The sequence below is a fragment of the Pseudomonas sp. F8002 genome, assembly GCF_013385495.1.
Classification (GTDB): domain Bacteria; phylum Pseudomonadota; class Gammaproteobacteria; order Pseudomonadales; family Pseudomonadaceae; genus Aquipseudomonas.
In genome coordinates, this window is sequence record NZ_JACAPW010000010.1 from 32,238 (window position 1) to 55,889 (window position 23,652).

At 61.2% G+C, this 23,652-nt stretch carries 23 protein-coding genes and 1 tRNA gene; 12 read left to right on the forward strand and 12 right to left on the reverse strand.

All coding sequences use genetic code 11. The annotated features are described in order from the left end of the window. Positions 1–20: 20 nt before the first annotated feature. Positions 21–1,325: a Vps62-related protein gene (locus HX811_RS08380; protein WP_177045535.1), complete on the forward strand. Its 1,305-nt coding sequence runs from the start codon at positions 21–23 to the stop codon at positions 1,323–1,325. Here the strand turns inward: HX811_RS08380 and HX811_RS08385 are convergent. The 7 genes from HX811_RS08385 to HX811_RS08415 all read right to left on the reverse strand — a co-directional run bounded on the left by HX811_RS08385 (position 1,278) and on the right by HX811_RS08415 (position 7,066). Next, positions 1,278–2,036: an ABC transporter substrate-binding protein gene (locus HX811_RS08385; RefSeq protein ID WP_177045536.1), complete on the reverse strand. Its 759-nt coding sequence runs from the start codon at positions 2,034–2,036 to the stop codon at positions 1,278–1,280. The two genes, HX811_RS08380 and HX811_RS08385, sit on opposite strands and share 48 nt — an antisense overlap. Before the next feature lie 66 nt (positions 2,037–2,102). Next, positions 2,103–2,873 carry an imidazole glycerol phosphate synthase subunit HisF gene (hisF, locus tag HX811_RS08390; RefSeq protein ID WP_003218030.1) on the reverse strand — a complete coding sequence of 257 codons (771 nt, stop codon included), beginning with the start codon at positions 2,871–2,873 and terminating at the stop codon, positions 2,103–2,105. A 9-nt stretch (positions 2,874–2,882) separates the two neighbouring features. Then, positions 2,883–3,620: a 1-(5-phosphoribosyl)-5-[(5-phosphoribosylamino)methylideneamino]imidazole-4-carboxamide isomerase gene (gene hisA, locus HX811_RS08395; RefSeq protein ID WP_003187784.1), complete on the reverse strand. Its 738-nt coding sequence runs from the start codon at positions 3,618–3,620 to the stop codon at positions 2,883–2,885. Positions 3,621–3,659: 39 nt separating this feature from the next. Beyond that, the gene (locus HX811_RS08400) at positions 3,660–3,917 is read right to left on the reverse strand and encodes a DUF2164 domain-containing protein (RefSeq protein WP_003218033.1); all 258 of its coding nucleotides are present in this window, start codon (positions 3,915–3,917) and stop codon (positions 3,660–3,662) included. Continuing rightward, positions 3,917–4,555, reverse strand: a complete 639-nt coding sequence (gene hisH, locus HX811_RS08405; RefSeq protein WP_003218034.1) for an imidazole glycerol phosphate synthase subunit HisH — start codon at positions 4,553–4,555, stop codon at positions 3,917–3,919. Before hisH ends, HX811_RS08400 begins: the two co-directional genes overlap by 1 nt. Further along, positions 4,555–5,148 (reverse strand): imidazoleglycerol-phosphate dehydratase HisB, encoded by a 594-nt coding sequence (hisB, locus tag HX811_RS08410; RefSeq protein WP_003218037.1) that lies wholly within the window; start codon positions 5,146–5,148, stop codon positions 4,555–4,557. Before hisB ends, hisH begins: the two co-directional genes overlap by 1 nt. Before the next feature lie 256 nt (positions 5,149–5,404). Further along, complete coding sequence (locus HX811_RS08415) at positions 5,405–7,066, reverse strand: OFA family MFS transporter (RefSeq protein ID WP_102367922.1); 1,662 nt, start codon at positions 7,064–7,066, stop codon at positions 5,405–5,407. A gap of 295 nt (positions 7,067–7,361) precedes the next feature. Here HX811_RS08415 and HX811_RS08420 point away from each other — a divergent pair, with 295 nt between their 5' ends. From HX811_RS08420 to HX811_RS08435, 4 genes are all read left to right on the forward strand, one after another. Continuing rightward, the gene (locus tag HX811_RS08420; RefSeq protein ID WP_177045537.1) at positions 7,362–9,578 is read left to right on the forward strand and encodes an AsmA family protein; all 2,217 of its coding nucleotides are present in this window, start codon (positions 7,362–7,364) and stop codon (positions 9,576–9,578) included. Next, positions 9,575–10,642 carry an A/G-specific adenine glycosylase gene (mutY, locus tag HX811_RS08425; RefSeq protein WP_087693328.1) on the forward strand — a complete coding sequence of 356 codons (1,068 nt, stop codon included), beginning with the start codon at positions 9,575–9,577 and terminating at the stop codon, positions 10,640–10,642. The genes HX811_RS08420 and mutY overlap by 4 nt, the downstream gene beginning before the upstream one ends. Continuing rightward, a complete protein-coding gene (locus tag HX811_RS08430; protein WP_087693327.1) occupies positions 10,639–10,911 on the forward strand; it encodes an oxidative damage protection protein in 273 nt (90 codons plus the stop codon). Before mutY ends, HX811_RS08430 begins: the two co-directional genes overlap by 4 nt. 103 nt (positions 10,912–11,014) lie before the next feature. Then, positions 11,015–11,090 (forward strand) — tRNA-Phe (locus HX811_RS08435). A 91-nt stretch (positions 11,091–11,181) separates the two neighbouring features. Here the strand turns inward: HX811_RS08435 and HX811_RS08440 are convergent. From HX811_RS08440 to HX811_RS08450, 3 genes are all read right to left on the reverse strand, one after another. Next, on the reverse strand, positions 11,182–11,583 hold the full coding sequence (locus HX811_RS08440) for a hypothetical protein (protein ID WP_003218048.1): 402 nt from the start codon (positions 11,581–11,583) through the stop codon (positions 11,182–11,184). A 126-nt stretch (positions 11,584–11,709) separates the two neighbouring features. Next, positions 11,710–13,350, reverse strand: coding sequence for a glycosyltransferase family 39 protein (locus HX811_RS08445; RefSeq protein ID WP_177045538.1), 1,641 nt, complete (start codon positions 13,348–13,350; stop codon positions 11,710–11,712). Between the two features lie 87 nt (positions 13,351–13,437). Further along, positions 13,438–14,403, reverse strand: a complete 966-nt coding sequence (locus HX811_RS08450) for an arsenic resistance protein (protein ID WP_102367919.1) — start codon at positions 14,401–14,403, stop codon at positions 13,438–13,440. 172 nt (positions 14,404–14,575) lie between these two features. On the opposite strand from HX811_RS08450, the gene HX811_RS08455 reads away from it, so the two are divergent. Beyond that, positions 14,576–15,496 carry an alpha/beta fold hydrolase gene (locus tag HX811_RS08455; RefSeq protein WP_177045539.1) on the forward strand — a complete coding sequence of 307 codons (921 nt, stop codon included), beginning with the start codon at positions 14,576–14,578 and terminating at the stop codon, positions 15,494–15,496. A 73-nt stretch (positions 15,497–15,569) separates the two neighbouring features. Further along, on the forward strand, positions 15,570–15,983 hold the full coding sequence (locus HX811_RS08460; RefSeq protein ID WP_008435696.1) for a hypothetical protein: 414 nt from the start codon (positions 15,570–15,572) through the stop codon (positions 15,981–15,983). 141 nt (positions 15,984–16,124) lie between these two features. On the opposite strand, the gene gabP is transcribed toward HX811_RS08460, so the two are convergent. Beyond that, positions 16,125–17,516 carry a GABA permease gene (gene gabP / locus HX811_RS08465; protein ID WP_003218057.1) on the reverse strand — a complete coding sequence of 464 codons (1,392 nt, stop codon included), beginning with the start codon at positions 17,514–17,516 and terminating at the stop codon, positions 16,125–16,127. A gap of 554 nt (positions 17,517–18,070) precedes the next feature. On the opposite strand from gabP, the gene HX811_RS08470 reads away from it, so the two are divergent. From HX811_RS08470 to HX811_RS08490, 5 genes are all read left to right on the forward strand, one after another. Further along, complete coding sequence (locus HX811_RS08470) at positions 18,071–18,844, forward strand: ABC transporter ATP-binding protein (RefSeq protein WP_003218059.1); 774 nt, start codon at positions 18,071–18,073, stop codon at positions 18,842–18,844. A 13-nt stretch (positions 18,845–18,857) separates the two neighbouring features. Further along, entirely contained in the window at positions 18,858–19,610 is a 753-nt protein-coding gene (locus HX811_RS08475; RefSeq protein WP_003218061.1) for an ABC transporter substrate-binding protein, read from the forward strand. A 73-nt stretch (positions 19,611–19,683) separates the two neighbouring features. After that, positions 19,684–20,379, forward strand: coding sequence for an ABC transporter permease (locus HX811_RS08480; RefSeq protein WP_003218063.1), 696 nt, complete (start codon positions 19,684–19,686; stop codon positions 20,377–20,379). Positions 20,380–20,417: 38 nt separating this feature from the next. After that, a complete protein-coding gene (locus HX811_RS08485) occupies positions 20,418–21,107 on the forward strand; it encodes an ABC transporter permease (RefSeq protein WP_032899447.1) in 690 nt (229 codons plus the stop codon). Beyond that, positions 21,088–22,302: a methyltransferase gene (locus HX811_RS08490; RefSeq protein WP_177045541.1), complete on the forward strand. Its 1,215-nt coding sequence runs from the start codon at positions 21,088–21,090 to the stop codon at positions 22,300–22,302. The genes HX811_RS08485 and HX811_RS08490 overlap by 20 nt, the downstream gene beginning before the upstream one ends. 242 nt (positions 22,303–22,544) lie before the next feature. Here the strand turns inward: HX811_RS08490 and bcsQ are convergent, their stop codons facing one another. Next, a complete protein-coding gene (gene bcsQ, locus HX811_RS08495; RefSeq protein ID WP_177045543.1) occupies positions 22,545–23,486 on the reverse strand; it encodes a cellulose biosynthesis protein BcsQ in 942 nt (313 codons plus the stop codon). Positions 23,487–23,652: the final 166 nt, after the last annotated feature.

Below are 23,652 nucleotides of genomic sequence, written 5' to 3' on the forward strand. Positions count from 1 at the left end.
ATCCACTGGAGAGTCTGTAGATGAACTCACTGCAATACAAAGACCTGCTGATCAACTTCACCACCGAGTTCGTTCCTGTATGGAACGACAAAGGCACTCGCGCCGAAAAACCCGTGACCTTCTGGCGCCCGAGCACATCCTCCGACGCGCTGGGCAACTTCGTCCCGCTGGGTGATGTGGCGGTGGCGGGTTACCACAACATCAATCAACTGAACATCGTCGCGGTTGTCAGCGAAGTTGACCGGGAGAATGGCACCGCCTTGCGGCCCCCCGTCGACTTCGAGAGAGTCTGGGAACACTCGGGACCAAGGGCACGCGCCAATTTCTCAATCTGGCGGCCCACCGCTCCAGAAGGTTATGTGGCGATGGGGCTGGTCTGTGGCCTCGGTAACGACAAACCACCACGCAATACCATCCGCTGTGTCAGAGAAGACCTGGTGACTCAGGCCTATGTCGACCAGTTGATCTGGAGCGACCAAGGCAGCGGCGCCCACCGGGACTTCAGCGCCTGGGGTGTCTCCCCGTCGCAAGCAGCTCCTGGCCAAGCCTACCTGGCACCGGGCACCTTTACCGGCGCCGAGGGCTATGCCAAGCCAACCAGGCAAAGCCCGGTGCACGCCCTGCGGCTGGACCTTGCGCTTCATTCCGAGGATTTGCCGTCACTTTCACCCGAAATGGCACCAGGACGCACGATGCCGGAGCAGGTAACAGAGGGCATTCATGTGTGCGAACTGCCCTGGTTTACCGTGAACGACCCGACCCTGACGCCCCTGGAAAAACTGCAAACGTGCCCGGTATATCGGTTGAAAAGAATCGACCAGTACAGCTTGGTGGCCAGCGGTCAAAACACCACGCCAGCAAGCCAAACCTTCAGTTGGGTATTCGCAAAAGGAGAGATCAGTGACTTCTCCATGGGCCTGCGCTCCTTGACCGGCGTCGATATAAAGGCTGCCTGGGCACCCCGGCATCCGTTGAGTATCAGTGCCAACCTCAATCGCGACTTCACGCATACGGGCTTGACCGCACAAGGCTGGGAACGGGAGGGCGTGGCGGATGTGATGGCTTACATCCCGGCGAATAAATCCATCGCTGCCTACCTGGTCAAAAGCCGATACGAGCTATTGCGGGCTGACGGCAGCCAGCTCGGGCCAACCCTGACCTATGCCAGCGGAGATAACGTCTACTTCAGCGAGCTGCTGCAACCTGAAGCGGCGGTTACTGCTGTTGAGGAGCCAGAGGAAGTACCAGCAGCGGTGCCCGAGCCCACAGAAAACGACCTAGAGATAACGCCCCATGATTTCATCGACGACACCCTCCTGCCGTAACTGATCGAGGGCCGCCTGGAGTTTCGCCACTACGTCATCCGGCACGTTTTTGTTCAGCGCCAGGTACAGCTCCGCGCTGTTGAAACGCAACACAGTCTTGAGCCCGGTCACCCCGACCTGGCGTGCCAGATAACGGCCCGCCGGGTCCCCGGTGGCCCACAGGTCGATCTGGCCATCCACCAGCTTTTGCGCGTTGTCCTGATCCCGCAACACGATCACCGGCTTGAGCCCCTGCTTCTCCAGGCTCTCGGCGATGGCGTCGCCCTTGTAGGCGCCGATCTTGTAGCGCCGCGCCTGCTCAAGGTCGCTCAGCTGGATCTTGCTGTCAGCCTTGGCCAGCAGCACCCAATCGTCCGGGCCGATGGGGCCGACCCATTTGAACAGCGCCTCACGGTCCGGCAAGCGCGCCATCACGAACACGCCGTAACCGGGTTTTTCCAGGGCGAGTTTGTAGATCCGGTCCCAAGGGAACCGCAGGGTCAGGTTGTAGGAAATACCGGCACGCTGGAACGTCTCGCGGACGATGTCCACGGCAATGCCTTCGATGTTCTCTTCCTTGGCGAAGTTCTTGCCGTTTTTCGCCATGTTGTACGGCGGGAAGTTTTCCGTCAGCAACACCAGGGAAGCGCCGTCGGACGGTTCATCAGCGTAAGCCGAACCCGTCAGCAGAACGGTGGTACTGGCGAGGGCGAGCAGCAGGTCTTTGAACATGAAAGTTACCGGAATCCATGGCAAGCCCAGAGAGTGCCGCGAGCCTGCCATGGTGTCCAGTGACGTTTAGCGTACGACGATACCGCGCGCCGCCATGTAGGCCTTGGCCTCAGGCACGGTGTATTCGCCAAAGTGGAAAATACTCGCCGCCAGCACTGCGCTGGCGTGGCCTTCGATCACGCCGTCGGCCAGGTGCTGCAGGTTGCCGACGCCGCCGGAAGCAATCACCGGGATGCCCAGCGCGTCGCTGATGGCGCGGGTCACGCCCAGGTCGAAGCCGTTTTTCATGCCGTCCTGGTCCATGCTGGTCAGCAGGATTTCACCGGCACCCAGGGCTTCCATCTTCATCGCCCACTGCACGGCATCCAGCCCGGTCGGCTTGCGCCCGCCGTGGGTGAAGATCTCCCAGCGCGGGGTTTCGCCCGGGCCGGAGACTTTCTTGGCGTCGATGGCAACCACGATGCATTGCGAACCGAAGTGCTGTGCGGCTTCGCCGACAAATTCCGGGTTGAACACCGCCGCGGTGTTGATCGAAACCTTGTCCGCGCCGGCATTCAGCAGGTTGCGAATGTCCTGCACGGTGCGCACGCCACCGCCCACGGTCAGCGGGATAAACACCTGGCTGGCCATGCGCTCCACGGTATGCAGCGTGGTGTCGCGACCATCGACACTGGCGGTGATGTCGAGAAAGGTAATCTCGTCGGCACCCTGTTCGTCGTAGCGACGGGCGATTTCCACCGGGTCGCCGGCGTCACGGATGTTCTCGAACTTGACGCCCTTGACCACGCGACCGTTGTCGACGTCCAGGCAAGGGATGATGCGTTTGGCCAGCGCCATGGTCAGTCCTCAGCCGTTGTAGGCGTCGCAGTAAGCCTGGGCTTCAGCGACGTCCAGGGTGCCTTCATAGATCGCCCGGCCGGTGATGGCGCCGATGATCCCCGGCGCCTTCGCGTCCAGCAGCGACTTGATGTCGCCCAGGTTGTGGATACCGCCGGAAGCGATCACCGGGATCTTGGTGGCCGCAGCCAGCGCAGCGGTGAACGGTACGTTGCAGCCCTGCATCATGCCGTCTTTGGCGATGTCGGTATAAACGATGGCGGAGACGCCGTCGGCTTCAAACTGCTTGGCGAGGTCGATCACCTGGACGGTGCTGATCTCGGCCCAGCCGTCGGTGGCGACGAAACCGTCCTTGGCGTCCAGGCCCACGATCACTTTGCCGGGGAACGCACGGCAGGCTTCGGCGACGAAGGCCGGGTCTTTTACTGCCTTGGTGCCGATGATCACGTAGCTCACGCCTGCTTTCACGTAGTGTTCGATGGTTTCCAGGGAGCGGATGCCGCCGCCGATCTGGATCGGCAGGTTCGGGTAGCGCTTGGCGATCGCCGTGACGACTTCGCCGTTGACCGGCTGGCCTTCGAACGCACCGTTCAAGTCCACCAGATGCAGACGACGGCAACCGCCTTCCACCCACTTGGCAGCCATGCTCACCGGGTCATCGGAGAACACCGTGGAATCTTCCATGCGGCCCTGGCGCAGACGTACGCAGGCGCCGTCCTTGAGATCGATAGCGGGAATAATCAGCATCTGGCAAACCTTATTCGATATTCAGCGTTGCTCGGGAAATCAGGGTTTCTCGAGCGCCCACAAGTCGCTTTCGATGCTTTCGAACCTTTCTTTAAGGTGCGTCTGCACATCGAAAATCGCCCTGTTGTAATAGTGCGGAGCAATTTCAGTGGTGAACAGTTCGAGGATTTCTGCGACCTCGAACGAGCCGAGCTTGAGCTCGAAGCGGTCTTCCATGAAACGCTTGATCTTGTCGGTGGCCTCACTCTCCTGCTGGGGAGTGAGGTTCAAGATCGGCGGCTTGACCTTCTTGGCCATTACCAGCGCCCGTCCCACGCGGCGAAGTTCTGCAGCAATTGCAGGCCATGGGTATGGCTCTTCTCCGGGTGGAATTGCACGGCAAAGCGCGAACCGTCGGCCAGGGCCGCGGCGAAGTCGACGCCATAGTGCCCGCCACCCACCACCTGGCGCGGGTTACCGGCGGCGATGTAATAGCTGTGTACGAAATAGAAACGCGCCAGGTCCGGCACTTCGTGCCACAGCGGGTGATCCACGGTCTGGCGCACTTCGTTCCAGCCCATGTGTGGCACCTTCAGGTGCTCGCCGTCTTCGTGCAGGTCCTTGCCGAAAAACTTCACCTGGCCCGGAAACAGACCGATGCAGTCGACGCCGTCGTTCTCTTCACTGCTGTCGAGCAAGGCTTGCATGCCCACGCAGATGCCGAGGAACGGCCGGTCCTGGCTGACTTCACGCACCAGGCTGTCGAAGCCCAGGCGACGAATCTCGGCCATGCAGTCGCGAATCGCGCCAACCCCCGGGAACACTACCCGGTCGGCTTCGCGAATCACGTCGGCATCGCTGGTGATCAGCACCTTGCCGGCACCTACGTGCTCGAGGGCCTTGGCCACCGAGTGCAGGTTACCCATGCCGTAGTCGATAACCGCGACCGTCTGCATTACAGGACGCCCTTGGTCGACGGCATTTGCCCGGCCATGCGGTCATCCAGCTCCACGGCCATGCGCAGGGCACGGCCGAAAGCCTTGAACACGGTCTCGATCTGGTGGTGGGTGTTGGTGCCACGCAGGTTGTCGATGTGCAGGCTGACCAGGGCGTGGTTGACGAAACCCTGGAAGAATTCCTGGAACAGGTCGACGTCGAAGCCGCCCACGGTGGCGCGGGTGTACGGCACGTGCATCTGCAGGCCCGGGCGGCCGGAGAAGTCGATGACCACACGCGACAGCGCTTCATCCAGCGGGACATAGGCGTGGCCGTAGCGACGGATGCCTTTCTTGTCGCCGATGGCTTTGGCAAATGCCTGGCCCAACGTGATACCGACGTCTTCCACCGTGTGGTGGTCGTCGATATGCAGGTCGCCCTTGCTGACGATATCCAGGTCGATCAGCCCGTGACGGGCGATCTGGTCCAGCATGTGCTCAAGAAAAGGTACACCGATATCAAATCGGGCCTTTCCGGTGCCATCCAGGTTGATCGAGGCTTTGATCTGGGTTTCCAGAGTGTCGCGCTCGACGGACGCCTTACGTTCGGCCATCACCAACTCCGCAAAATCATTGGGCGAAAAAGGCAGCCATTATAGGGGCGCGGGCGCTAAACAGAAACATCGGAGGGGATAAGACTGATGGAGTGTCGGGGATAGACATGTCAGTACAAGTGTGGGGGCAGCTTTGCGTGGGAGCGGGCTTGCTCGCGAAAGCGGTGTGTCAGCCAATACATGTGCTGACTGATCCATCGCATTCGCGAGCAAGCCCGCTCCCACACAAGCCCGCTCCCACAAGGGTTACGCGGTGTTAGTGGAACAGTACTGCGGTTTTCTGCAGGGTGACCCACACGCCCCACGCCAACGGAATACCCACCACCAGCCAGGCAGCCACCGCCAATGGCACGCTGCCGGAGGAGGCTTTCCACTCCAGCACGGTGCTGGAATCGGCGCCCTTGTCATGGCCCAGCGCCTGCTCGGCAGCCAGTTCGGCGTCGGTCATGAAGTACTTGTCTGCCACCGGCCGTACCAGCAGGTTGCAGATAAAGCCCAGCACCAGCAGGCCGGCGAGGATGTACAAGGTGATGTCGTAGGCGGCAGCGCGTTCAACGCCGATGCTCAACTGATACTCACGCAGGTAGTTCACCAGCACCGGGCCCAATACGCCCGCCGCTGCCCAAGCGGTCAGCAGGCGACCGTGGATCGCACCCACCATTTGCGTACCGAACAGGTCCGCCAGGTAAGCCGGCACCGTCGCAAAACCACCGCCGTACATCGACAGGATGATGCAGAACGCCGCCACGAACAGCGCGACGTTGCCCAGGTGACCCAGGTTCGGGATCAGCGCGTACAGGGCAAAGCCCAATGCGAAGAACACGAAGTAGGTGTTTTTACGGCCCAGGTAGTCGGAGAACGATGCCCAGAAGAACCGGCCACCGATGTTGAACAGGCTCAACAGACCGGTAAAGCCGGCTGCGATGGCCGCGATGGAAGCCAGTTGGCCGGCATCCAGTTGGCCAAATGCCAGGCCGTTACCCAGCAACTTGCCGCCGAACACTTCCTGCAGCAGCGGCGAAGCCATGCCGAGGATGCCGATGCCGGCAGACACGTTCAGGCACAGCACCAGCCACACCAGGCGGAATTGCGGGGTTTTCCAGGCCACGTTCACGTGCACGTGACGGTGGGTGATCATCGCATTGCTGGCTTTTTTCGCCGGGGCAGTCCAGCCCTCAGGCTTCCAGCCGGTAGGCGGAACACGGTAGGACAAGGCGCCGCCGATCATGAACACGAAGTAGATCACGGCCATGACCACGAAGCTCTGCCACACGCCAACGCTGGTCGGCGAGGCAAAGTGGCCCATCAAGGCGGCTGCCAGCGGGGCACCCACCATCGCGCCGCCGCCGAAGCCCATGATCGCCATGCCGGTGGCCATGCCGCGCTTGTCCGGGAACCACTTGATCAGGGTCGAGACCGGCGAGATATAGCCCAGGCCCAGGCCGATACCGCCAATGACCCCGGAGCCGATCCACATCAGCCAGATCTGGTGGGTATAGATCCCCAGCGCGGAGATCAGCAGGCCGCCACACCAGCACAAGGCCGAAACGACACCAGCCTTGCGTGGCCCGGCATGTTCCAGCCAGCCGCCCCAGATCGCTGCCGAGCAGCCGAGAAAGATGAAGAACAGGGTGTAGATCCAGCCCAGCATGGAGATGGGCCAGTCGCATTGCGACGAGAAGACCTGGCTGATGAAGCTCATGTCCGGCGCGCAGGCGACCGGTGCGGTGATCCCCAGCGCCTTGGACAACGGCAGCCAGAACACCGAAAAACCGTAGGCCATGCCGATACACAGGTGGATCGCCAGGGCGGCCGGTGGTACCAGCCAGCGGTTGAACCCGGGCTTGGCGATAATGCGTTCCTTGGACAGGAACGCAGGCTGTGCAGCAGTATTACCCGCCGCAGTGCTAGTGCTCATTGGTGTTTCCCCCAGTTATTAGTATGTGTCCGTCGGGCGCTCTCTCCCTCGGCCTTACACGCAAGGCGTGGCCGTTTTGTTGAGTAAAGCTCCTTTTAAACGCGACGTTTAGTCGCAGACGGCAGACGAACATGCGCAGATTAGCATCTGTGGATGACAGAAAAACCAAACTGATATCACCTTTCTGGAGTTATCTGATTTGTTTGACGCCATGTAACGATCCCTAAACAGCCATAGGGCTACGAGCGTTATACTCTTCGGCTAAATTTTAAAATCGACATACAAGGACTCGCCCATGAAAGCGTTCGGCAAAATCCTGGGTCTGGTACTTCTCGGGCTGTTGCTGATCATTGTGGCTCTAGGCTTTGCCCTGACCCATCTCTTCGATCCCAACGACTACAAAGACGAGATTCGCCAGATTGCCCGCGACAAGGCCCACATCGAGCTGACGCTCAATGGCGACATCGGCTGGAGCCTGTTCCCCTGGCTCGGTCTTGAATTGCACGAGGCCAGCGTTGCGACCCTGACCAATCCGAGCCAACCGTTTGCCGACCTGCAGATGCTCGGCCTGTCGGTGCGCGTACTGCCGCTGCTGCGCCGTGAAGTGCAGATGAGCGATGTACGTGTCGAAGGCCTGAACCTGCGCCTGAACAAAGACGTGCATGGCCACGGCAACTGGGAAGACATCGGCAAGAATGTGCCGGACCCGGCTACCGCCGCCACCACGCCTGCCGTGACTGAAGCGGCCACACCGCCCAAGCCTGAAAAGCCGCCGCAGCCGATCCGCCTGGACATCGACAGCCTGACCATCAACAACGCCCGCGTCGAATACAACGACGAGCAGACCGGCAAGCAGTTCAGCGCCGAAAGCATCCAGCTGAGTGCCGGCGCCGTGCACGAAGGTGCAAGCATCCCGGTCAAACTCACCGCGTTCTTCGGCACCAACCAGCCGCTGATGCGCGTCAAGACCGAGGTCAACGGCAACCTGCGCATTCAGCGCGCCCTCAAGCGCTACCAGTTCGAAGACATGAAGGTCACTGGTGAAGCCACCGGCGAGCCGCTGCAAGGCAAGACCGTGACCTTTTCGACCCAGGGCCAATTGCTGGTGGACCAGTCTGCGAATATCGCCGAATGGACCGGCATGAAGTTGTCGCTGAACCAACTGCGCGCCCTGGGCGAGCTGAAGGTCAACGACCTGGACAAGACTCCACAGCTCAGCGGCGCCCTGTCGATTGCCCAGTTTGACCTGGCCAAGTTCCTCGACAGCGTCGGCAACCCGCTGCCACCGATGGCCGCCGGCAGCCTGAGCAGGGTCGAACTGGTCAGCCGCCTCAAGGGCACGCCGACCAGCCTGGCGCTTGAAGACCTCAACCTGAAACTCGACGACAGCACCTTTACCGGGCGCGTGGCCGTGGATGATTTCGCCAAGCAATCCCTGCGAGTGCAGCTCAAGGCCGACACGTTCAACGCCGACAACTACCTGCCGGCCAAGTCCGAAGCCGCCAAGGGCGCCGCGGCCGCACGCCAGGCCGAAGTGCAGAACAGCGAAGCCGGCGCCATGGCGGCCGGTGGCACCACACCGCTGCCGGACGCCCCGACCAAAGCCGCCTGGAGTACCGACAAGCTGCTGCCCCTGACCCGCCTGCGCACCCTGGACGTAAACGCCGACCTGTCCTTTGGCCAACTGACCCTGAGCAAGCTGCCGATCCAGAATGCCGCCCTGAAAGCCTCCGGCCTCGATGGCCAGCTCAAGCTCGATACCTTGAGCGGCGGCCTCTACAACGGCACCTTCCAGGCCAACGGCAACCTTGACGTGCGCCAGGACATCCCGCTGCTGGCGCTGCAAACCCGCATCAAGCAGGTACCGGTCGAACGCATCCTGCAAGCCCAGGGGCAGAACCCGCCGGTGAAGGGCCAGCTCACCCTCGACAGCAACCTCAACGGCCGCGGCAATAGCCAGAAAGCCCTGATCGACAGCCTCAACGGTACCGCCAGCTTCGCGATCAACAACGGCGTGCTGCTCAACGCCAACATCGAGCAACAGCTGTGCACCGGCATCGCCCTGCTCAACCGCAAGACCCTCAGCGGCGACCAGCGCGGCAAGGACACCCCGTTCCAGGAACTCAAGGGCAACCTGACCTTGCGCAATGGTGTGGCCAGCAACCCCGACCTGAAAGTGCGCATCCCGGGCCTGACCGTCAACGGCGACGGTGACGTCGACCTGCGCGTGCTGGGCATGGACTACCGCGTCGGCATCATCGTCGAAGGCGACCAGCGCGACGTGCCGGACCCGGCTTGCCAGGTGGGCTCCAACTTCCAGAACATCGAAGTCCCGCTGCGCTGCCGTGGCCCGCTGGAACTGGGCGCCAAGGCCTGCCGCCTGGACAAGGACGGCTTGAGCCAGGTCACCATCAAGGCGGCAGGCAACAAGCTCGGCGAGAAGCTTGAACAGAAGCTCGACAAGGTCAATCCACAGCTGAAAGACGCGCTTAAAGGCCTGTTCAAACGATGAGAAACGAGCAGTTTTCAACGGCGGTGCTCGACTGGTACGACCGCCACGGTCGCCATGACCTGCCCTGGCAACAGGGCATCACGCCTTACCGGGTGTGGGTCTCGGAGATCATGTTGCAGCAGACCCAGGTCAGCACCGTGCTGAACTACTTCGACCGGTTCATGGCGTCCTTGCCAACGGTCGAAGCCCTGGCTGCCGCGCCGGAAGACGAAGTGCTGCACCTGTGGACCGGGCTGGGTTACTACACCCGGGCGCGCAACCTGCAAAAGACCGCGAAGATCGTCGTTGCCGAATATGGCGGCGAGTTTCCCCGTGACGTCGAAAAACTCACCGAACTGCCCGGCATTGGCCTGTCCACCGCGGGTGCGATTGCCAGCCTGAGCATGGGCCTGCGAGCGCCGATCCTCGATGGCAACGTCAAACGCGTGCTGGCACGCTTTACCGCGCAAGAGGGTTACCCGGGCGAGCCGAAGGTCGCCAAACAGCTGTGGGCCACCGCAGAGCGCTTTACGCCCCATGACCGCGTCAACGCCTACACCCAGGCCATGATGGACATGGGCGCCACCCTCTGCACCCGCAGCAAGCCCAGCTGCCTGCTGTGCCCGCTGGAAAAGGGCTGCGAAGCGCACCTGCTCGGCCTGGAAACCCGCTACCCGATCCCCAAGCCACGCAAGACCGTGCCCCAGAAGCGCACGCTGATGCCGTTGCTGGCCAATGACGAGGGCGCGATCCTGCTTTACCGTCGCCCTTCCACGGGCCTGTGGGGCGGTTTGTGGAGCCTGCCGGAGCTGGATGACCTGGCCGACCTGGAACACCTGGCCAACCAGCACTCGCTGGCGCTGGGCAAACACCAGGAGCTCCCGAGCCTGATCCACACCTTCAGCCACTTCCAACTGGCTATCGAACCCTGGCTGGTCCAGGTCCAGGAGTCTGCCCATCACGTGGCCGAGGCTGACTGGCTCTGGTATAACCTCGCCACCCCGCCGCGCCTGGGCCTTGCCGCCCCGGTGAAAAAACTGCTGAAGCGCGCGGCTGAAGTATTGAACGCAGGAGTTCCGTCATGACCCGCACCATCATCTGCCGCAAGTACCACGAAGAACTGCCCGCCCTGGAGCGCGCCCCGTTCCCTGGCGCCAAGGGCCAGGACATTTTCGACAACGTCTCCGCCAAGGCCTGGGCTGACTGGCAAAAGCACCAGACCCTGTTGATCAACGAAAAGCGCCTGAACATGATGAACGCCGAAGACCGCAAATACCTGCAGGGCGAGATGGACAAGTACTTTTCCGGCGAGGATTACGCCAAGGCCGACGGCTACGTGCCACCTGCTGAATAATTGATCAAATTTGGGGGTTGGCCCGTAAGCGACGGTAATAATTAAATATTTTTTGAAAACTTGCTTGACGACCCCCTGAAAAACCCGTTTAATGCGCCCCGTTGCCCAGATAGCTCAGTCGGTAGAGCAGGGGATTGAAAATCCCCGTGTCGGCGGTTCGATTCCGTCTCTGGGCACCACTAATTAGTTTCAGGTGGTGCAAATGTCATCTGAAACACACAAAAAACCCGCCTGGTGCGGGTTTTTTGTTGCCTGCCGTTTTTGACTCCTTCAGCCCCCGCCCCGCATCAACGTCAACACCGCAACCCGCTCCTGCTCGGAGATGTGAAAACCACTCTCCTCCACGCGCGCAATCCAATCCTGCGCCGAGAGCGACTCGCCAAAACGCACCAGGCGTCCGTAGCGCCTGAACACAGCCTCCAGCACGCTGATCATCGAGGGGTAGCTGCAGCCTCCGTCAAAACAGATGCTGAGGCCGCCAAGCCAGGAACGGCCGATCACGTGGGCACTACCGACGCTCTCGGCACCGGCATACTCAAAATCCATTTTTACTGCTTCCATGTCGCACCCAAACTCATCACCACGAAAGTACCCAAGCCTGGCAGGCGCCTGTTTTGCGGCAGGCTGCAAAGCGCTCCAATCAGACCAACCGGTCATCCAGGCGGCGACCATACAGTAAGACGATCCAAAGCGCCGGTTATCAACACCTCATTCCGACCCCATTGCTCCATCCTTAATTCCCCAGTGATCGCCACTCTTGTCGGCGTCACCACCGACAAGCATGTCAAGGCGACTGAGTCACTTCACCAGGAACACCAGCAGCGGGTTGTCATTCAACCGCCCATTGAACACCGGCGCCATGTGTTCCAGCGGCGTGCCGCTGAGCAATGCGGTTTGCTTGCGCTCCACAATCACCCAGGCGGGGCGCGGCAGCGTATCCACCAGCAAGGGTTGGTTGCGCCCGATGAACAGCGGCTGCTCGTCGTGATCCAGGTTCATGATGTAGCGAATCGCCCAGGTGTCCTTGGCCAGATCGACGAACACCAGGGTCCCGGGATTATCGGCACGCAGCTTTTCCACCGCGCTTACGAAGTTCCTGGTGTCGAATTGCAGGTCCTTGGCCGGCTCCACAACCTTCACCAGCACCAGCCATTGGGTGGCCAGCGCAATCAGGCTGAGCACCACCAGGCGCTGGCCGAGATGGCCCTGCAAACGGCGCCAGGCAATCACGGCTGCGAGTTGCAGCACGATCAGCACACCCACCAGCGCCGGCACTGAAACGTCCGGCCAGTAGCCGTGCTTGTGCCACAGATGCCGACAGACAAACACCACGACAATGCCCAGCACCGGCAGGACCGCCACCAGCCACTCATAGCCACGCCGCACGCCCAGCAACCAGCCCTGGGCCTGGAGCAAGCCATAGGCGGCCACCGCGGCAAACATCGGGACCATGGGGACGATGTAATAGGCGCGCTTGAAGTGCGGCACCGACAAGCCCAGCAAAATCATCAGTCCGCAGGCGGCCAAACGCAGCATCAACTGCACATCGGCATCGTCGTGGCGGGCCGACCATTTGTGGCGCAGGGCAATCATCGTCGCCAGGGCCAGCGGCACCACCGGGAAATAGCGGTACAGGCTCAGCTTGAAGTAGAAGTAGAACGCCTCACCGGTTTCATCAAGGCGTCCGGTGAATTGCATCCGCAGCACATCATCGACGAAAGCATCGCCACCGCTGATCCGCGCCAGTTTCAACAGCGCCCACCAACAGCCGGCCAGCAGGATCAAACCGACCACGCCGTGGGCAATCACCTTTTTCAGCAGTGCAATCCGCTCTTGCCGCGTACGAGCGGTGCCCAGCGCCCAGTAGACACAGGCCACCCCGCACACCTCGATCAACCCCAGCGGCCCGCGAATGGCAAACGCCACCACGAACAACGGAAAGATCGCATATTGGCGCAGCCGCGAGCCCAGGCGCTCACCGCTATGCAGCAAGTAGAAACACCCCAGGCACAACAACGAGATCATCTGGTCCAGGCACACCGAGCGCGACTTCTCCAGCAACTGGGCCGTCAATGCGGTGAGCAGCACCGTCAGCAATGCCCACGCCCGACCGGACGGCACCAGCAAGCGGTAGATCAGCGCCATGACCCCGGCAGACGCCAGGGCGGTGGGCATCACGTTAGCCAGGTCGTTGGGCGCGCCGAATAAACGGGCAAAGAGATAGCTGAGGTAGGTCGCGGTGCCCGGATAGTCCGGGTAAGGCTCACCGTAGGTGGTAGGAAACAGGCTCGCGCCGTGGCGAAACATCTCTTGCATGAACACGGCCCAGCGACCGTCGAAGCCCTGTGGCTGCTGATCCCAGATGCCCAGGGTGAACAGCAGCAAGGCGATAAGGAAAATACCCAGCGATTCCATTCGAAAGCGATTGTGTTGATCCATTATTCAGCCTGTCAGGTGGGGTAAACCGGCTCATGTTGCCGAACGCCACCCTGAATAAGCCCTGAACGGAATCAAACATTCATCCGCCTAACGACGAGCGGGCCAGATCAGCAGCGGCAGCAGCCGGATGTAGAGTAGCTCCCCTACCAATTCCACCAGGGTTTGCGTGATCACCGCTGCAGCAGCGAGCCCACGGATCTCTTCGGGCAACGCCAGCGCCAGCGGCAGCACCACCAGGGAATTACGCGTGGAGGCGCTGAAGGTGACCGCCCGCGCCGTGGGCGCCGATAGCTTGAACAGGCGCGAAGCCAGCGCCCCCATCAGCGGGGCCAGCAACAGGAAGCCGATATACACCGGGATCACCGGCGCCAGCAGGCCGATATCGCGGACCACGGCGGTGATCTGCGAACCGATCACCACCATCAGCACCAGCGCCATGGCCGGCACGGGCAGCCAGGCCCAGGCATCGTTCCAGGCACTGACGACCGGTGAGCGCCGGGACTGGGAAGTGGTCAACACCGCCAGAATCATGGGCGCAACGATCAGCAGCAGGAAGGCCTCGACAAACGGCCCCACTGCAACCACCACCTGCGACTGCGCCCCCAGCATCAACCCCAGGTAGACCGGCAACAGCAGCAGTTGCAGCAACAACAGAATCGGGGTCGCTGCCAGCATCAACCGCGAGTCACCCTTGCCGATATGGGTAAACACCACCACGTAGTCGATGCACGGCGTCAACAGCACCAGCAACGCACCCACCAGGATCGCCGGGTGTTCCACCAGGCCCCGAGTCAGCGCCCACACCAGCAGCGGAATCAGGATGAAGTTGGCCAGCAGCAACGCGGCCATAAAGCGTTTGTTGCCCAAGCCCTGGCGCAGGTCCAGAAAGGGGATTTGCAGGAACATCGCGTACATCAGCACGGCGATGGCGGGCGTAACCAGGGCGGCCACACCTTGAGCCATGGAGGGCGCCAGCAGGCCGACAACGGCAGCCAGCACCACGCTGGCGAAGTAGATCGGGATCTGGTTTTGTTCGAGGGTGTCGCGGGTCATGGGCCGGCTCTGGTGGGCGAAAGGATCTAAGCCTAGGCATCTGTGCCGCTCAGGTCGAGCCTCAGAAAAATCCCCGGGGTCTTCGTAGCAGAAATTTGTTAGTTTCGACTTCTCATAAAACTGCGCACGGGTCTTTGACACCCCATCGAAAGCGCAATGATCGAGCCTGTTCATGAACCTGCCAGCCCGACCTCAAGCCGAAGCATTCCGCGAGCCCACAGCCGATGGGCATTCCATCGGCGGCTTCACATGGCGCCATCCGCGCACAGACGTTGAACGCCCGGTCGTCATCATCAACGCCGCCACCTCCGTACGCTGCCGTCACTACTCACGGTTTGCCGATTACCTGTTTGCCAATGGCTTCGACGTCATCACCTACGACTACCGCGGCATCGGCGAATCCCGCAGCGGCTCGCTGAAAGGGTTCAAGGCCTCATGGTCCGATTGGGGCGTGCTGGACTTCGAAGCGATCCTGCAGCGAGCCCAGCGGGAGTTTCCCGGCCAACCGATTGATGTGGTCGGGCACAGTTTTGGCGGATGTGCGGCGGGGCTCGGGGCTTCCGGCGCAGTGATTCGACGCCTGGTGACGGTAGGCGCGCAGTTTGCCTACTGGCGCGACTACGAGGCGAGCGGGCGCTGGCGGATGTTTGCCAAATGGCATGTGGTGATGCCGCTGGTGACAGCGGTTTTTGGCTACTTCCCGGGCAAGCGCATAGGCTGGCTGGAGGATACCCCGGCGGGCGTGGTACGCGACTGGAGTACGCCGACGCCGAGTTATGAAAAACGTCCGAGTGGGCGAGCCTTGCCCGAGTTGCCGTTTTCGCGGGTGAAAGCACAGATATTGGCCATCAGCATTACCGACGACCCGTTTGGCACAGTGGCGGCAATCGAGCGCCTGCTGGGTTACTTCGACGGCAGCGAGCGCACGCACCTGCGGATCGCCCCTGAAGATATCGGCGAAAAAGAGGTCGGACACTTCGCATTCTTTCGCAGCCAGTATCAGGATCGGTTGTGGCCGATTGCGTTGGCTTGGCTGCAACGGGGAGAGTTGGCCAACGGCACGCCGGGGCGCCAAGTGACGGATCGCACCTAGAAAGCCTTGGGATTTCTCCAGACCTGCGCTTCAATACCCCATCCCCAGATCCTGACACCAAGGACGTGAGCCCATGGCTTCGCCGAACAAGCAGCAAAAACGCGCCCACCGGGCAAAAGCCAAGGCCAAGCAGAATCGCACCCAACGCGCCGTCGCCACCAAGCCGGATGCCTTTGCCGGCGATGACAGCCGCATTGATCTTGAATCGGTGGATTTGACCGAGCTGTTCCTGGAGATGCGCACCGCTGGCGAAACCAGCCAGCAGGCGCTGTGTGCCGTGTTCCTGGCGCACCCGCTGCTGGCAGTGGTACTGGAGCAGGAAGGCGAAGAAGAAGCGACGGACTTTATCCTCGCGGCGCTGATCGAGTATCGCCAGTGGGCCACGGATACCGAGGATGAAGCGGCAGCGCTGGCGTGGATTGAGTCGCCGGAATTCCAGGCCGATTACGTCGCGGCGTCACAGGCGCTGGTGAATTCCGAAGACTGATACAAAACGAAATGTGGGAGCCGGGCTTGCCCGCGATAGCGGCGTGTCAGTCGATACATGTGTTGACTGACACACCGCCATCGCGGGCAAGCCCGGCTCCCACAGTGTTTTGCAGTGTTTGATGAATCGTATTTCAATCCATCAGTTAAGCACCGCCGCCCCAACCTTCCGGCCCTTGCGCCGACGCGACACCATCAGCCCCGCCGCAACTACCAGCAAGCTCAGGATCCCGGTGGCAATGATCTCCACCTGATGCGCTTCCTGGAACAACATGATCGTCAGCACGCCCACGATGAACACGATCACCGCATACGTCAGGCCCGGGAACAGCCACATCTTGAAGGCAATCTTCTCGCCCGCTTCCGTGCGTTTCTGGCGCATGCGCAGTTGCGACACGGCGATCACCAGGTACACCAGCAGCGCGATGGCGCCGGAGCTGGCCAGCAGGAATTCAAACACCGCCGCCGGCGCCACGTAGTTGGCGAATACCGCCAGGAACGCCGCGCCGGTAGACAGCAACACCGCCCAGTAAGGCGTGCCGCTCTTGTTGGTGATCTTGGACACCGCCGGCGCATCACCGCGACGGCCCAGGGAGAACATCATGCGCGAAGCGGTGTACAGCGCCGAGTTCAGGCAACTGGTCACGGCCACCAGCACCACCAGGTCAACGATCAGCTTGGCATTCGGGATGCCCATGCGTTCCAGCACGGTCTGGTAGGAACCGACCGCTGCCAGCGCAGGATCATTCCACGGCACCAGGGCCACGACGATGAAGATCGACACCAGGTAGAACAAGCCGATCCGCCAGATCACCGAGTTGGTGGCCTTGGAAATCTGCTGGCCCGGGTTCTTCGATTCAGCGGCCGCGATGGTCACGATCTCGGTGCCCATGAACGAGAACATGGTGGTCAGGATCGCCGCCAATACCGCGCCCATGCCGTTGGGCAGGAAGCCCTGGGTGTCGAACAGGTGCGAAACGCCGCTGACCTGACTGCCCGGCAGGAAGCCGAAGATCGCCAGGATGCCGAGGATCACAAACCCGATGATCGCCACCACTTTGATCAGCGCAAACCAGAACTCGAACTCGCCGTAGTTCTTCACACTGAACAGGTTGGTCGCGGTCAGCAGCAAGGTAATGATCAGGGTGAAGGCCCAGATCGCCACGCCGGGGAACCAGGCGTGCAGGATGGTCGCGGCAGCGTTGGCTTCCAGCGGAATCACCAGCACCCAGAACCACCAGTACAACCAGCCGATGGTGAAACCGGCCCAGTGCCCGATCGCACGGTCGGCATAAGTAGAGAACGAACCCGTGTCCGGCGATGCCACGGCCATCTCGGCCAGCATGCGCATCACCAACACCACCAGCGTACCGGCGGCGGCATAAGCCAGCAGCACGGCCGGGCCCGCCGCAGCAATCGCGTGGCCGGAGCCCACAAACAACCCGGCACCGATAACGCCGGCAATCGACAGCATGGTGACGTGACGCGGTTTGAGCCCCTGTTCGAGGTCATTGGAGCTTTGCGTACTACTCATTGACACACCTTTGCGAGGAATTGCGAATACGGTCCACCCGGTCTGGCGTCTTTCTCGTGAAAAGAAACCAACGGGGCGTTCTTTATTTTTTACGCAAGATTTGCGCCAAAATGTTACAGAGCCGCGATTGACGGGGGCTGTAGGGAAACTCAATAGCTCTCGTAAGTCACTGACACTAATGGCATTCCGCTATAGCGTTACTGTGCGACTCACTTGAAAGACGAATCAGCGCACCAAAAACACACACAATTTGTGCGTAACGCCCCATAAAAGGGCTGATAAGGACCGTTCGCCGGTTTAACCCTTCCAACACCCGGCCAAAGCTGGCACCATCGCGCCCTTTTTTACGCGAAACCTGTAGGAATACTGGTTCAAACGGCTGTTCGGTTGTTGATGGCGCGACACACTGCTGTGCCGATGCGACACCCTGCCGCAGACCGTCTGTTTACCGCCTGCAGGGCTGTTGGCTGTCATCCGGACGCTATGCTAGCTTGGCGCCTCGCCAGGAAGGCGGGCCAACAGCAGGAGCGCAATGAACACAATGAGGACCGCACATGGCTGAGGCCACGCCCGCGCTTGAAATCCGCAACTTGCATAAACGCTATGGTGAGCTGGAGGTGCTTAAAGGTATCTCGCTGACCGCCCGCGACGGCGATGTGATCTCGATCCTGGGTTCCTCCGGTTCCGGCAAGTCCACGTTCCTGCGCTGCATCAACCTGCTGGAAAACCCGCACCAGGGGCAAATCCTGGTGGCTGGTGAAGAGCTCAAGCTCAAGGCTGCGAAAAACGGCGAACTGGTGGCCGCCGACGGCAAACAGATCAACCGCCTGCGCAGCGAAATCGGTTTTGTGTTTCAAAACTTTAACCTGTGGCCGCACATGAGCGTCCTCGACAACATCATCGAGGCCCCGCGCCGCGTGCTCGGCCAGAGCAAGGCCGAAGCCACTGAAATCGCCGAAGCCTTGCTGGCCAAGGTCGGCATCAGTGACAAGCGTCATGCCTACCCCGCGCAACTGTCCGGCGGCCAGCAACAACGCGCCGCGATCGCACGCACCCTGGCCATGCAGCCCAAAGTCATCCTGTTCGACGAGCCCACATCGGCCCTTGACCCGGAAATGGTTCAGGAAGTACTTAATGTGATCCGCGCCCTGGCCGAAGAAGGCCGCACCATGCTGCTGGTCACCCATGAAATGGGCTTTGCCCGCCAGGTGTCCAGTGAAGTGGTGTTCCTGCACCAGGGCCTGGTCGAAGAGCAAGGATCGCCACAGCAGGTATTTGAAAACCCGCTTTCGGCGCGCTGCAAACAATTCATGTCCAGCAACCGCTAACGGAGCAACATGCATGCAGAACTATAAAAAATTCCTCTTGGCCGCCGCTGTTTCGATGGCGTTCAGCGCCACGGCGATGGCTGAAACCTTGAAAATGGGGATCGAAGCGGCCTACCCGCCGTTCAACAATAAAGATGCCAGCGGCAACGTCGTCGGCTTCGACAAGGACATCGGCGACGCCCTGTGCGCCAAGATGAAAGTCGAGAAGTGCGAAGTGTATGTCTCCGACTGGGACGGCATCATCCCGGCCCTGAATGCCAAGAAGTTCGACTTCCTGGTCTCCTCGCTGTCCATCACCGATGAACGCAAGCAGGCCGTCGACTTCACCGACCCGTACTACTCCAACAAGCTGCAGTTCATCGCGCCCAAAGCCAACAAAGACTTCAAGACCGACGCGGACTACCTGAAGGGCAAGATCATCGGTGCACAGCGCGCAACGCTGGCCGGTACCTACCTGGAAGACAAGCTGCCGGACACCACCGCCAAGCTCTACGACACCCAGGAAAATGCCTACCTCGACCTGACTTCCGGCCGCCTGGACGGGATGCTCGCCGACAAGTACGTGCAGTACGAGTGGCTGAAAAGCAAAGACGGCTCCGCCTACGAATTCAAGGGCGACCCGGTGGTCGAGAGCGACAAGATCGGTATCGCCGTACGCAAAGGCGACCCGCTGCGCGAGCGCTTGAACAAAGCCCTGGCTGAAATCAAGGCCGACGGCACCTACAAGAAGATCAACGACAAGTACTTCCCTTTCAGTATCGAGTGATCCTGAATGGCCTGCCCGGCGTGCTCGCTTGAGTGCGCCGGTCCTGAGCTTTGCCTTGCGAAACGACTAAACCATGAATTTCGACCTCTACGGATTCGGCCCGGCGCTCGCCGCCGGCGCGCTGATGACCGTCAAGCTGGCGCTCACCGCCCTGTGCCTCGGGCTGGTGCTCGGGCTGGCCGGCGCCCTGGCCAAGACTTCCCCGTACAAGCCGCTGCAATGGCTTGGCGGCAGCTACTCCACCCTGGTTCGCGGTATCCCGGAACTGCTGTGGGTCCTGCTGATCTACTTCGGCACGGTCAACCTGATGCGCTCCCTCGGGGAGTTTTTCGGCAACCCCGACCTTTCCCTCAGCGCTTTCGCCGCCGGGGTGATCGCCCTGGGCCTGTGCTTTGGCGCCTACGCCACGGAAGTCTTCCGCGGCGCGATCCTGGCCATTCCCAAGGGCCACCGTGAAGCCGGTGTCGCACTGGGCTTGTCGAAGGTCCGGATCTTCACCCGCTTGATCATGCCGCAGATGTGGCGTATCGCGCTGCCGGGCCTGGGCAACCTGTTCATGATTCTGATGAAGGACACCGCGCTGGTCTCGGTGATCGGCCTGGAAGAAATCATGCGCCACGCGCAGATCGGCGTGACCGTCACCAAGCAGCCCTTCACCTTCTTTATGGTCGCGGCCTTCATGTACCTGGGCCTCACCGTCCTGGCGATGACCGGCATGCACTTCCTGGAAAAACGTGCCGCGCGCGGCTTTGCGAGGAGCACGCAATGAGTGGCGACTACAGCTGGCTGTCGCATTTCGACCTGGGCCTGAACTGGGCCGTGATCATTAAATGGCTGCCGAAACTGGCCCAGGGCGCAACCCTGACCCTGGAGCTGGTGGCCATCGCCGTGATCGCCGGCCTGCTGCTGGCAATCCCGCTGGGCATCGCCCGCTCGTCACGCCTGTGGTACGTGCGCACCCTGCCCTACTGCTACATTTTCTTCTTCCGCGGCACGCCGCTGCTGGTGCAGCTGTTCCTGGTGTACTACGGCCTGGCACAGTTCGACGCCGTGCGTGAAAGCTTCATGTGGCCGTACCTGCGGGACCCGTTCTGGTGCGCCACCGCCACCATGACCCTGCACACCGCCGCCTATATCGCCGAGATCCTGCGTGGCGCGATCCAGGCCATCCCGCCGGGTGAAATCGAAGCCGCGCGGGCGCTGGGCATGTCCAGGCCCAAGGCGCTGTTCTACATCATCCTGCCGCGTGCCGCGCGCATCGGCCTGCCGGCCTACAGCAACGAAGTGATCCTGATGCTCAAGGCCAGCGCCCTGGCCAGTACCGTGACCCTGCTGGAACTGACCGGCATGGCCCGCACAATCATTGCCCGCACCTACCTGCCGGTGGAGATCTTCTTCGCAGCGGGTTTGTTCTACCTGCTGATGTCCTACGTCCTGGTGCGCTTCTTCAAGCTGCTGGAGCGCTGGTTGCGGGTCGATGCCTGCCAGGGCCGCTGACGCCTTGTTGACGGGTGAGCAACTGCTCGCCCGCTTCCAGGCGCTGGATACGTTCCTCACCGAACATCAAGGGCTGTGGCGGCCACGGCCCTTTACTCACCTGCAATTGCCGTGGGAAACCCAGCATCCCGAACTGGCCCATTGGCTGCGCCAGCGCTCGCTGGCCGAAGCGGAAAGCAGCCATAACCAGCCTCACCACCTGCCGGCGCCTGCGCCTTTCCCTGAGCTGGCCATGCAGTCGCTGAATCTCAGTGCTGTGGATAACTTACCGTCCCGCCCGCTACCGGCCGCCCGTCATCGCCTGAACGTCGATGTACCCGGGCGCAAATGGCAGCAGATCGAAGCCTTCGGCGCCGCGCTGCAATTTCGCCAAACCCCCGAACACTGGCTCGACTGGTGTGCCGGCAAAGGCCACCTCGGCCGCCGCCTGGTGCAACCCGGGCAGCAACTGACCTGCCTGGAATACGACCCGGCCCTCATCGCCTCAGGGCAAGCCCTCAGCGAACACCATCAATTGCCCATCACCCATCGCCTGCAAGACGTGATGGCCGACGTGCAGATCAGCCGCGACCAAACCCCGGTGGCACTGCACGCCTGCGGCGACCTGCATGTGCGCCTGCTCCAGCTGGCCAGCGCCGCCGGCTGCCAGCAGTTGGCCGTGGCGCCCTGCTGCTACAACCGCATCCGCGCCGAGCAGTACCCGCCGCTGTCGATTGCCGCCCAGGCGTCGTCACTGCATTTATCGGTGGAAGACCTCGGCCTGCCGCTGAGCGAAACCGTTACCGCCGGCGCGCGGGTGCGTCAGCAGCGCGATACGTCGATGGCCAGGCGCCTGGGTTTTGATGTTCTGCAGCGGCAACTGCGCGGGAGCGATGCTTACCTGCCCACTCCGTCCCTGCCCGCGAGTTGGCTGGCCAAGCCGTTCGCCGACTACTGCCGCGAACTGGCGGCCCTCAAGGGATTATCCACAGGGGAACAGCATTGGTCGGCACTGGAGGCCCAAGGCTGGCAGCGCTTGGCACAGGTGCGAAACCTGGAATTAGTGCGTGGTCTGTTTCGGCGCCCGCTGGAAATGTGGCTGGTGCTGGACCGGGCATTGTTTCTCGAAGAAAACGGTTACAGGGTTCAAGTCGGCAGCTTCTGCGAAACACCGCTCACCCCGCGCAACCTGATGCTGCTCGCCGAGCGCAATTAAAGGGCATTTTGTCGCAGTGTGCCCTGTGGATAACTCTGTTGATGGAATTCTGGCAGAGGCCCTGCCGGCAAGCTTCGCGGGGCAAAATGCTGACTGGTCATTTTTTGTTCACAAAATAAAACGCACGCAAAACAGGCAGTTGCAGCGTGATGAGAACCGCTCCGCAAAATTGCGGTTTGATGACAGGTCGAACCAACCGATTGTGCATAAGCATCTGAGGTTAGCGGCATAACCCGGGCTTTTCAGTGGGCAACCAGCAGGCGGCAAAGCGCGTTTATATCGTCACAGGCCATGCTTGCGGCTTGGTTATCCAGCGGATCGCTGCCAAAAGCCAGGGCCTCGCTGATCGCCGGATCCCGATGCACCACCTCCAACAGGCTGTCACCCAGGCGCTTCCTGAACACCTCGACCATGTCCAGGCTGAAGCCCGAGGTCTCGTCGAGTTGGTTGATCACGAAGTGGCAACGCAGCGCCGGCCGATCATCAAGGTGTGGCGCCAGCAACTGCTCCATCTGCTCCAGGGTGCCAAGGGAAGCCGCATCCGCCTGGGCGATGACCAGCACCACATCGGCCACGTTCAGTGCCTGATGCAGGTAGACGTTATTGCCCGCCGGGGTGTCGATGATCACCGTGTCCTGCTCACTCAAGCCCAGGGCCGACAAATGTTGCGCCAGCCAATGCGGCTCCTGTTTCAGCCAGCGCTGGAGGTCTTCCTGCTGACGGATATCGGTTTCGCCAAACGTGATCACCTGGCAACCGGCAAAGCCTGAATGAAGGATCTGGCTCCAGCGCTCGTTGTGCAGGCTGGTGCGCCCGATGCCGGGCAAGGTATGGCTCAGGCCGAAGTGGTGATAGAGCGCGTTTTGCGGGTCCAGGTCCAGCGCCACCACTGGCTGCCCCAGGCGCTGCAAACCGCTGCTCAGCGCGGTGGCCAGGGTGCTGCGGCCGACGCCGCCATTGACCGAAACCAGCGCTACCACCTTCGCCCGGATGGTCGCGGCTTCGCGGGACTGCTCGTTGGCACAAGGGGAATGTCGGGAGAACGACGCGCCACTGCCCATATTGAGGCTGGCACTGTCGTCGACCGGCATGTCTTCGAAGAACTGCAGCATCGAATCCATCCCTTGAACATCACTGGCAGTCGTCTTATCGAACAACGAAAAAAGATCATCGGTACGGCTCATCGCCAACACTCCCTCACGACGCATCTTAAAGACGTGAAAGGTCAGCTGTACTGATGCTTACCGCAGGTCTTTTTGTGGGCGCCTTTGTGTACGCATTCTGTGACAAAGGAATGAAAGTGTCATTATTTTGGTGTTTCTGAAGAAATCTTTAAGACGAGCGGTAAAT

Bases quoted from the DNA above. Each gene is read 5' to 3' on its own strand.
- HX811_RS08430 (WP_087693327.1), top strand. From the start codon at position 10,639: ATGACCCGCACCATCATCTGCCGCAAGTACCACGAAGAACTGCCCGCC.
- hisH (WP_003218034.1), bottom strand. From the start codon at position 4,555: ATGCAGACGGTCGCGGTTATCGACTACGGCATGGGTAACCTGCACTCG.
- HX811_RS08380 (WP_177045535.1), top strand. From the start codon at position 21: ATGAACTCACTGCAATACAAAGACCTGCTGATCAACTTCACCACCGAG.
- HX811_RS08400 (WP_003218033.1), bottom strand. From the start codon at position 3,917: ATGGCCAAGAAGGTCAAGCCGCCGATCTTGAACCTCACTCCCCAGCAG.
- HX811_RS08470 (WP_003218059.1), top strand. From the start codon at position 18,071: ATGGCTGAGGCCACGCCCGCGCTTGAAATCCGCAACTTGCATAAACGC.
- HX811_RS08490 (WP_177045541.1), top strand. From the start codon at position 21,088: ATGCCTGCCAGGGCCGCTGACGCCTTGTTGACGGGTGAGCAACTGCTC.
- HX811_RS08450 (WP_102367919.1), bottom strand. From the start codon at position 14,403: ATGACCCGCGACACCCTCGAACAAAACCAGATCCCGATCTACTTCGCC.
- HX811_RS08440 (WP_003218048.1), bottom strand. From the start codon at position 11,583: ATGGTCGCCGCCTGGATGACCGGTTGGTCTGATTGGAGCGCTTTGCAG.
- gabP (WP_003218057.1), bottom strand. From the start codon at position 17,516: ATGAGTAGTACGCAAAGCTCCAATGACCTCGAACAGGGGCTCAAACCG.
- HX811_RS08480 (WP_003218063.1), top strand. From the start codon at position 19,684: ATGAATTTCGACCTCTACGGATTCGGCCCGGCGCTCGCCGCCGGCGCG.
- hisF (WP_003218030.1), bottom strand. From the start codon at position 2,873: ATGGCGCTGGCCAAACGCATCATCCCTTGCCTGGACGTCGACAACGGT.
- HX811_RS08455 (WP_177045539.1), top strand. From the start codon at position 14,576: ATGAACCTGCCAGCCCGACCTCAAGCCGAAGCATTCCGCGAGCCCACA.
- HX811_RS08420 (WP_177045537.1), top strand. From the start codon at position 7,362: ATGAAAGCGTTCGGCAAAATCCTGGGTCTGGTACTTCTCGGGCTGTTG.
- hisA (WP_003187784.1), bottom strand. From the start codon at position 3,620: ATGCTGATTATTCCCGCTATCGATCTCAAGGACGGCGCCTGCGTACGT.
- HX811_RS08445 (WP_177045538.1), bottom strand. From the start codon at position 13,350: ATGGATCAACACAATCGCTTTCGAATGGAATCGCTGGGTATTTTCCTT.
- bcsQ (WP_177045543.1), bottom strand. From the start codon at position 23,486: ATGAGCCGTACCGATGATCTTTTTTCGTTGTTCGATAAGACGACTGCC.
- HX811_RS08460 (WP_008435696.1), top strand. From the start codon at position 15,570: ATGGCTTCGCCGAACAAGCAGCAAAAACGCGCCCACCGGGCAAAAGCC.
- HX811_RS08385 (WP_177045536.1), bottom strand. From the start codon at position 2,036: ATGTTCAAAGACCTGCTGCTCGCCCTCGCCAGTACCACCGTTCTGCTG.
- HX811_RS08415 (WP_102367922.1), bottom strand. From the start codon at position 7,066: ATGAGCACTAGCACTGCGGCGGGTAATACTGCTGCACAGCCTGCGTTC.
- HX811_RS08475 (WP_003218061.1), top strand. From the start codon at position 18,858: ATGCAGAACTATAAAAAATTCCTCTTGGCCGCCGCTGTTTCGATGGCG.
- mutY (WP_087693328.1), top strand. From the start codon at position 9,575: ATGAGAAACGAGCAGTTTTCAACGGCGGTGCTCGACTGGTACGACCGC.
- hisB (WP_003218037.1), bottom strand. From the start codon at position 5,148: ATGGCCGAACGTAAGGCGTCCGTCGAGCGCGACACTCTGGAAACCCAG.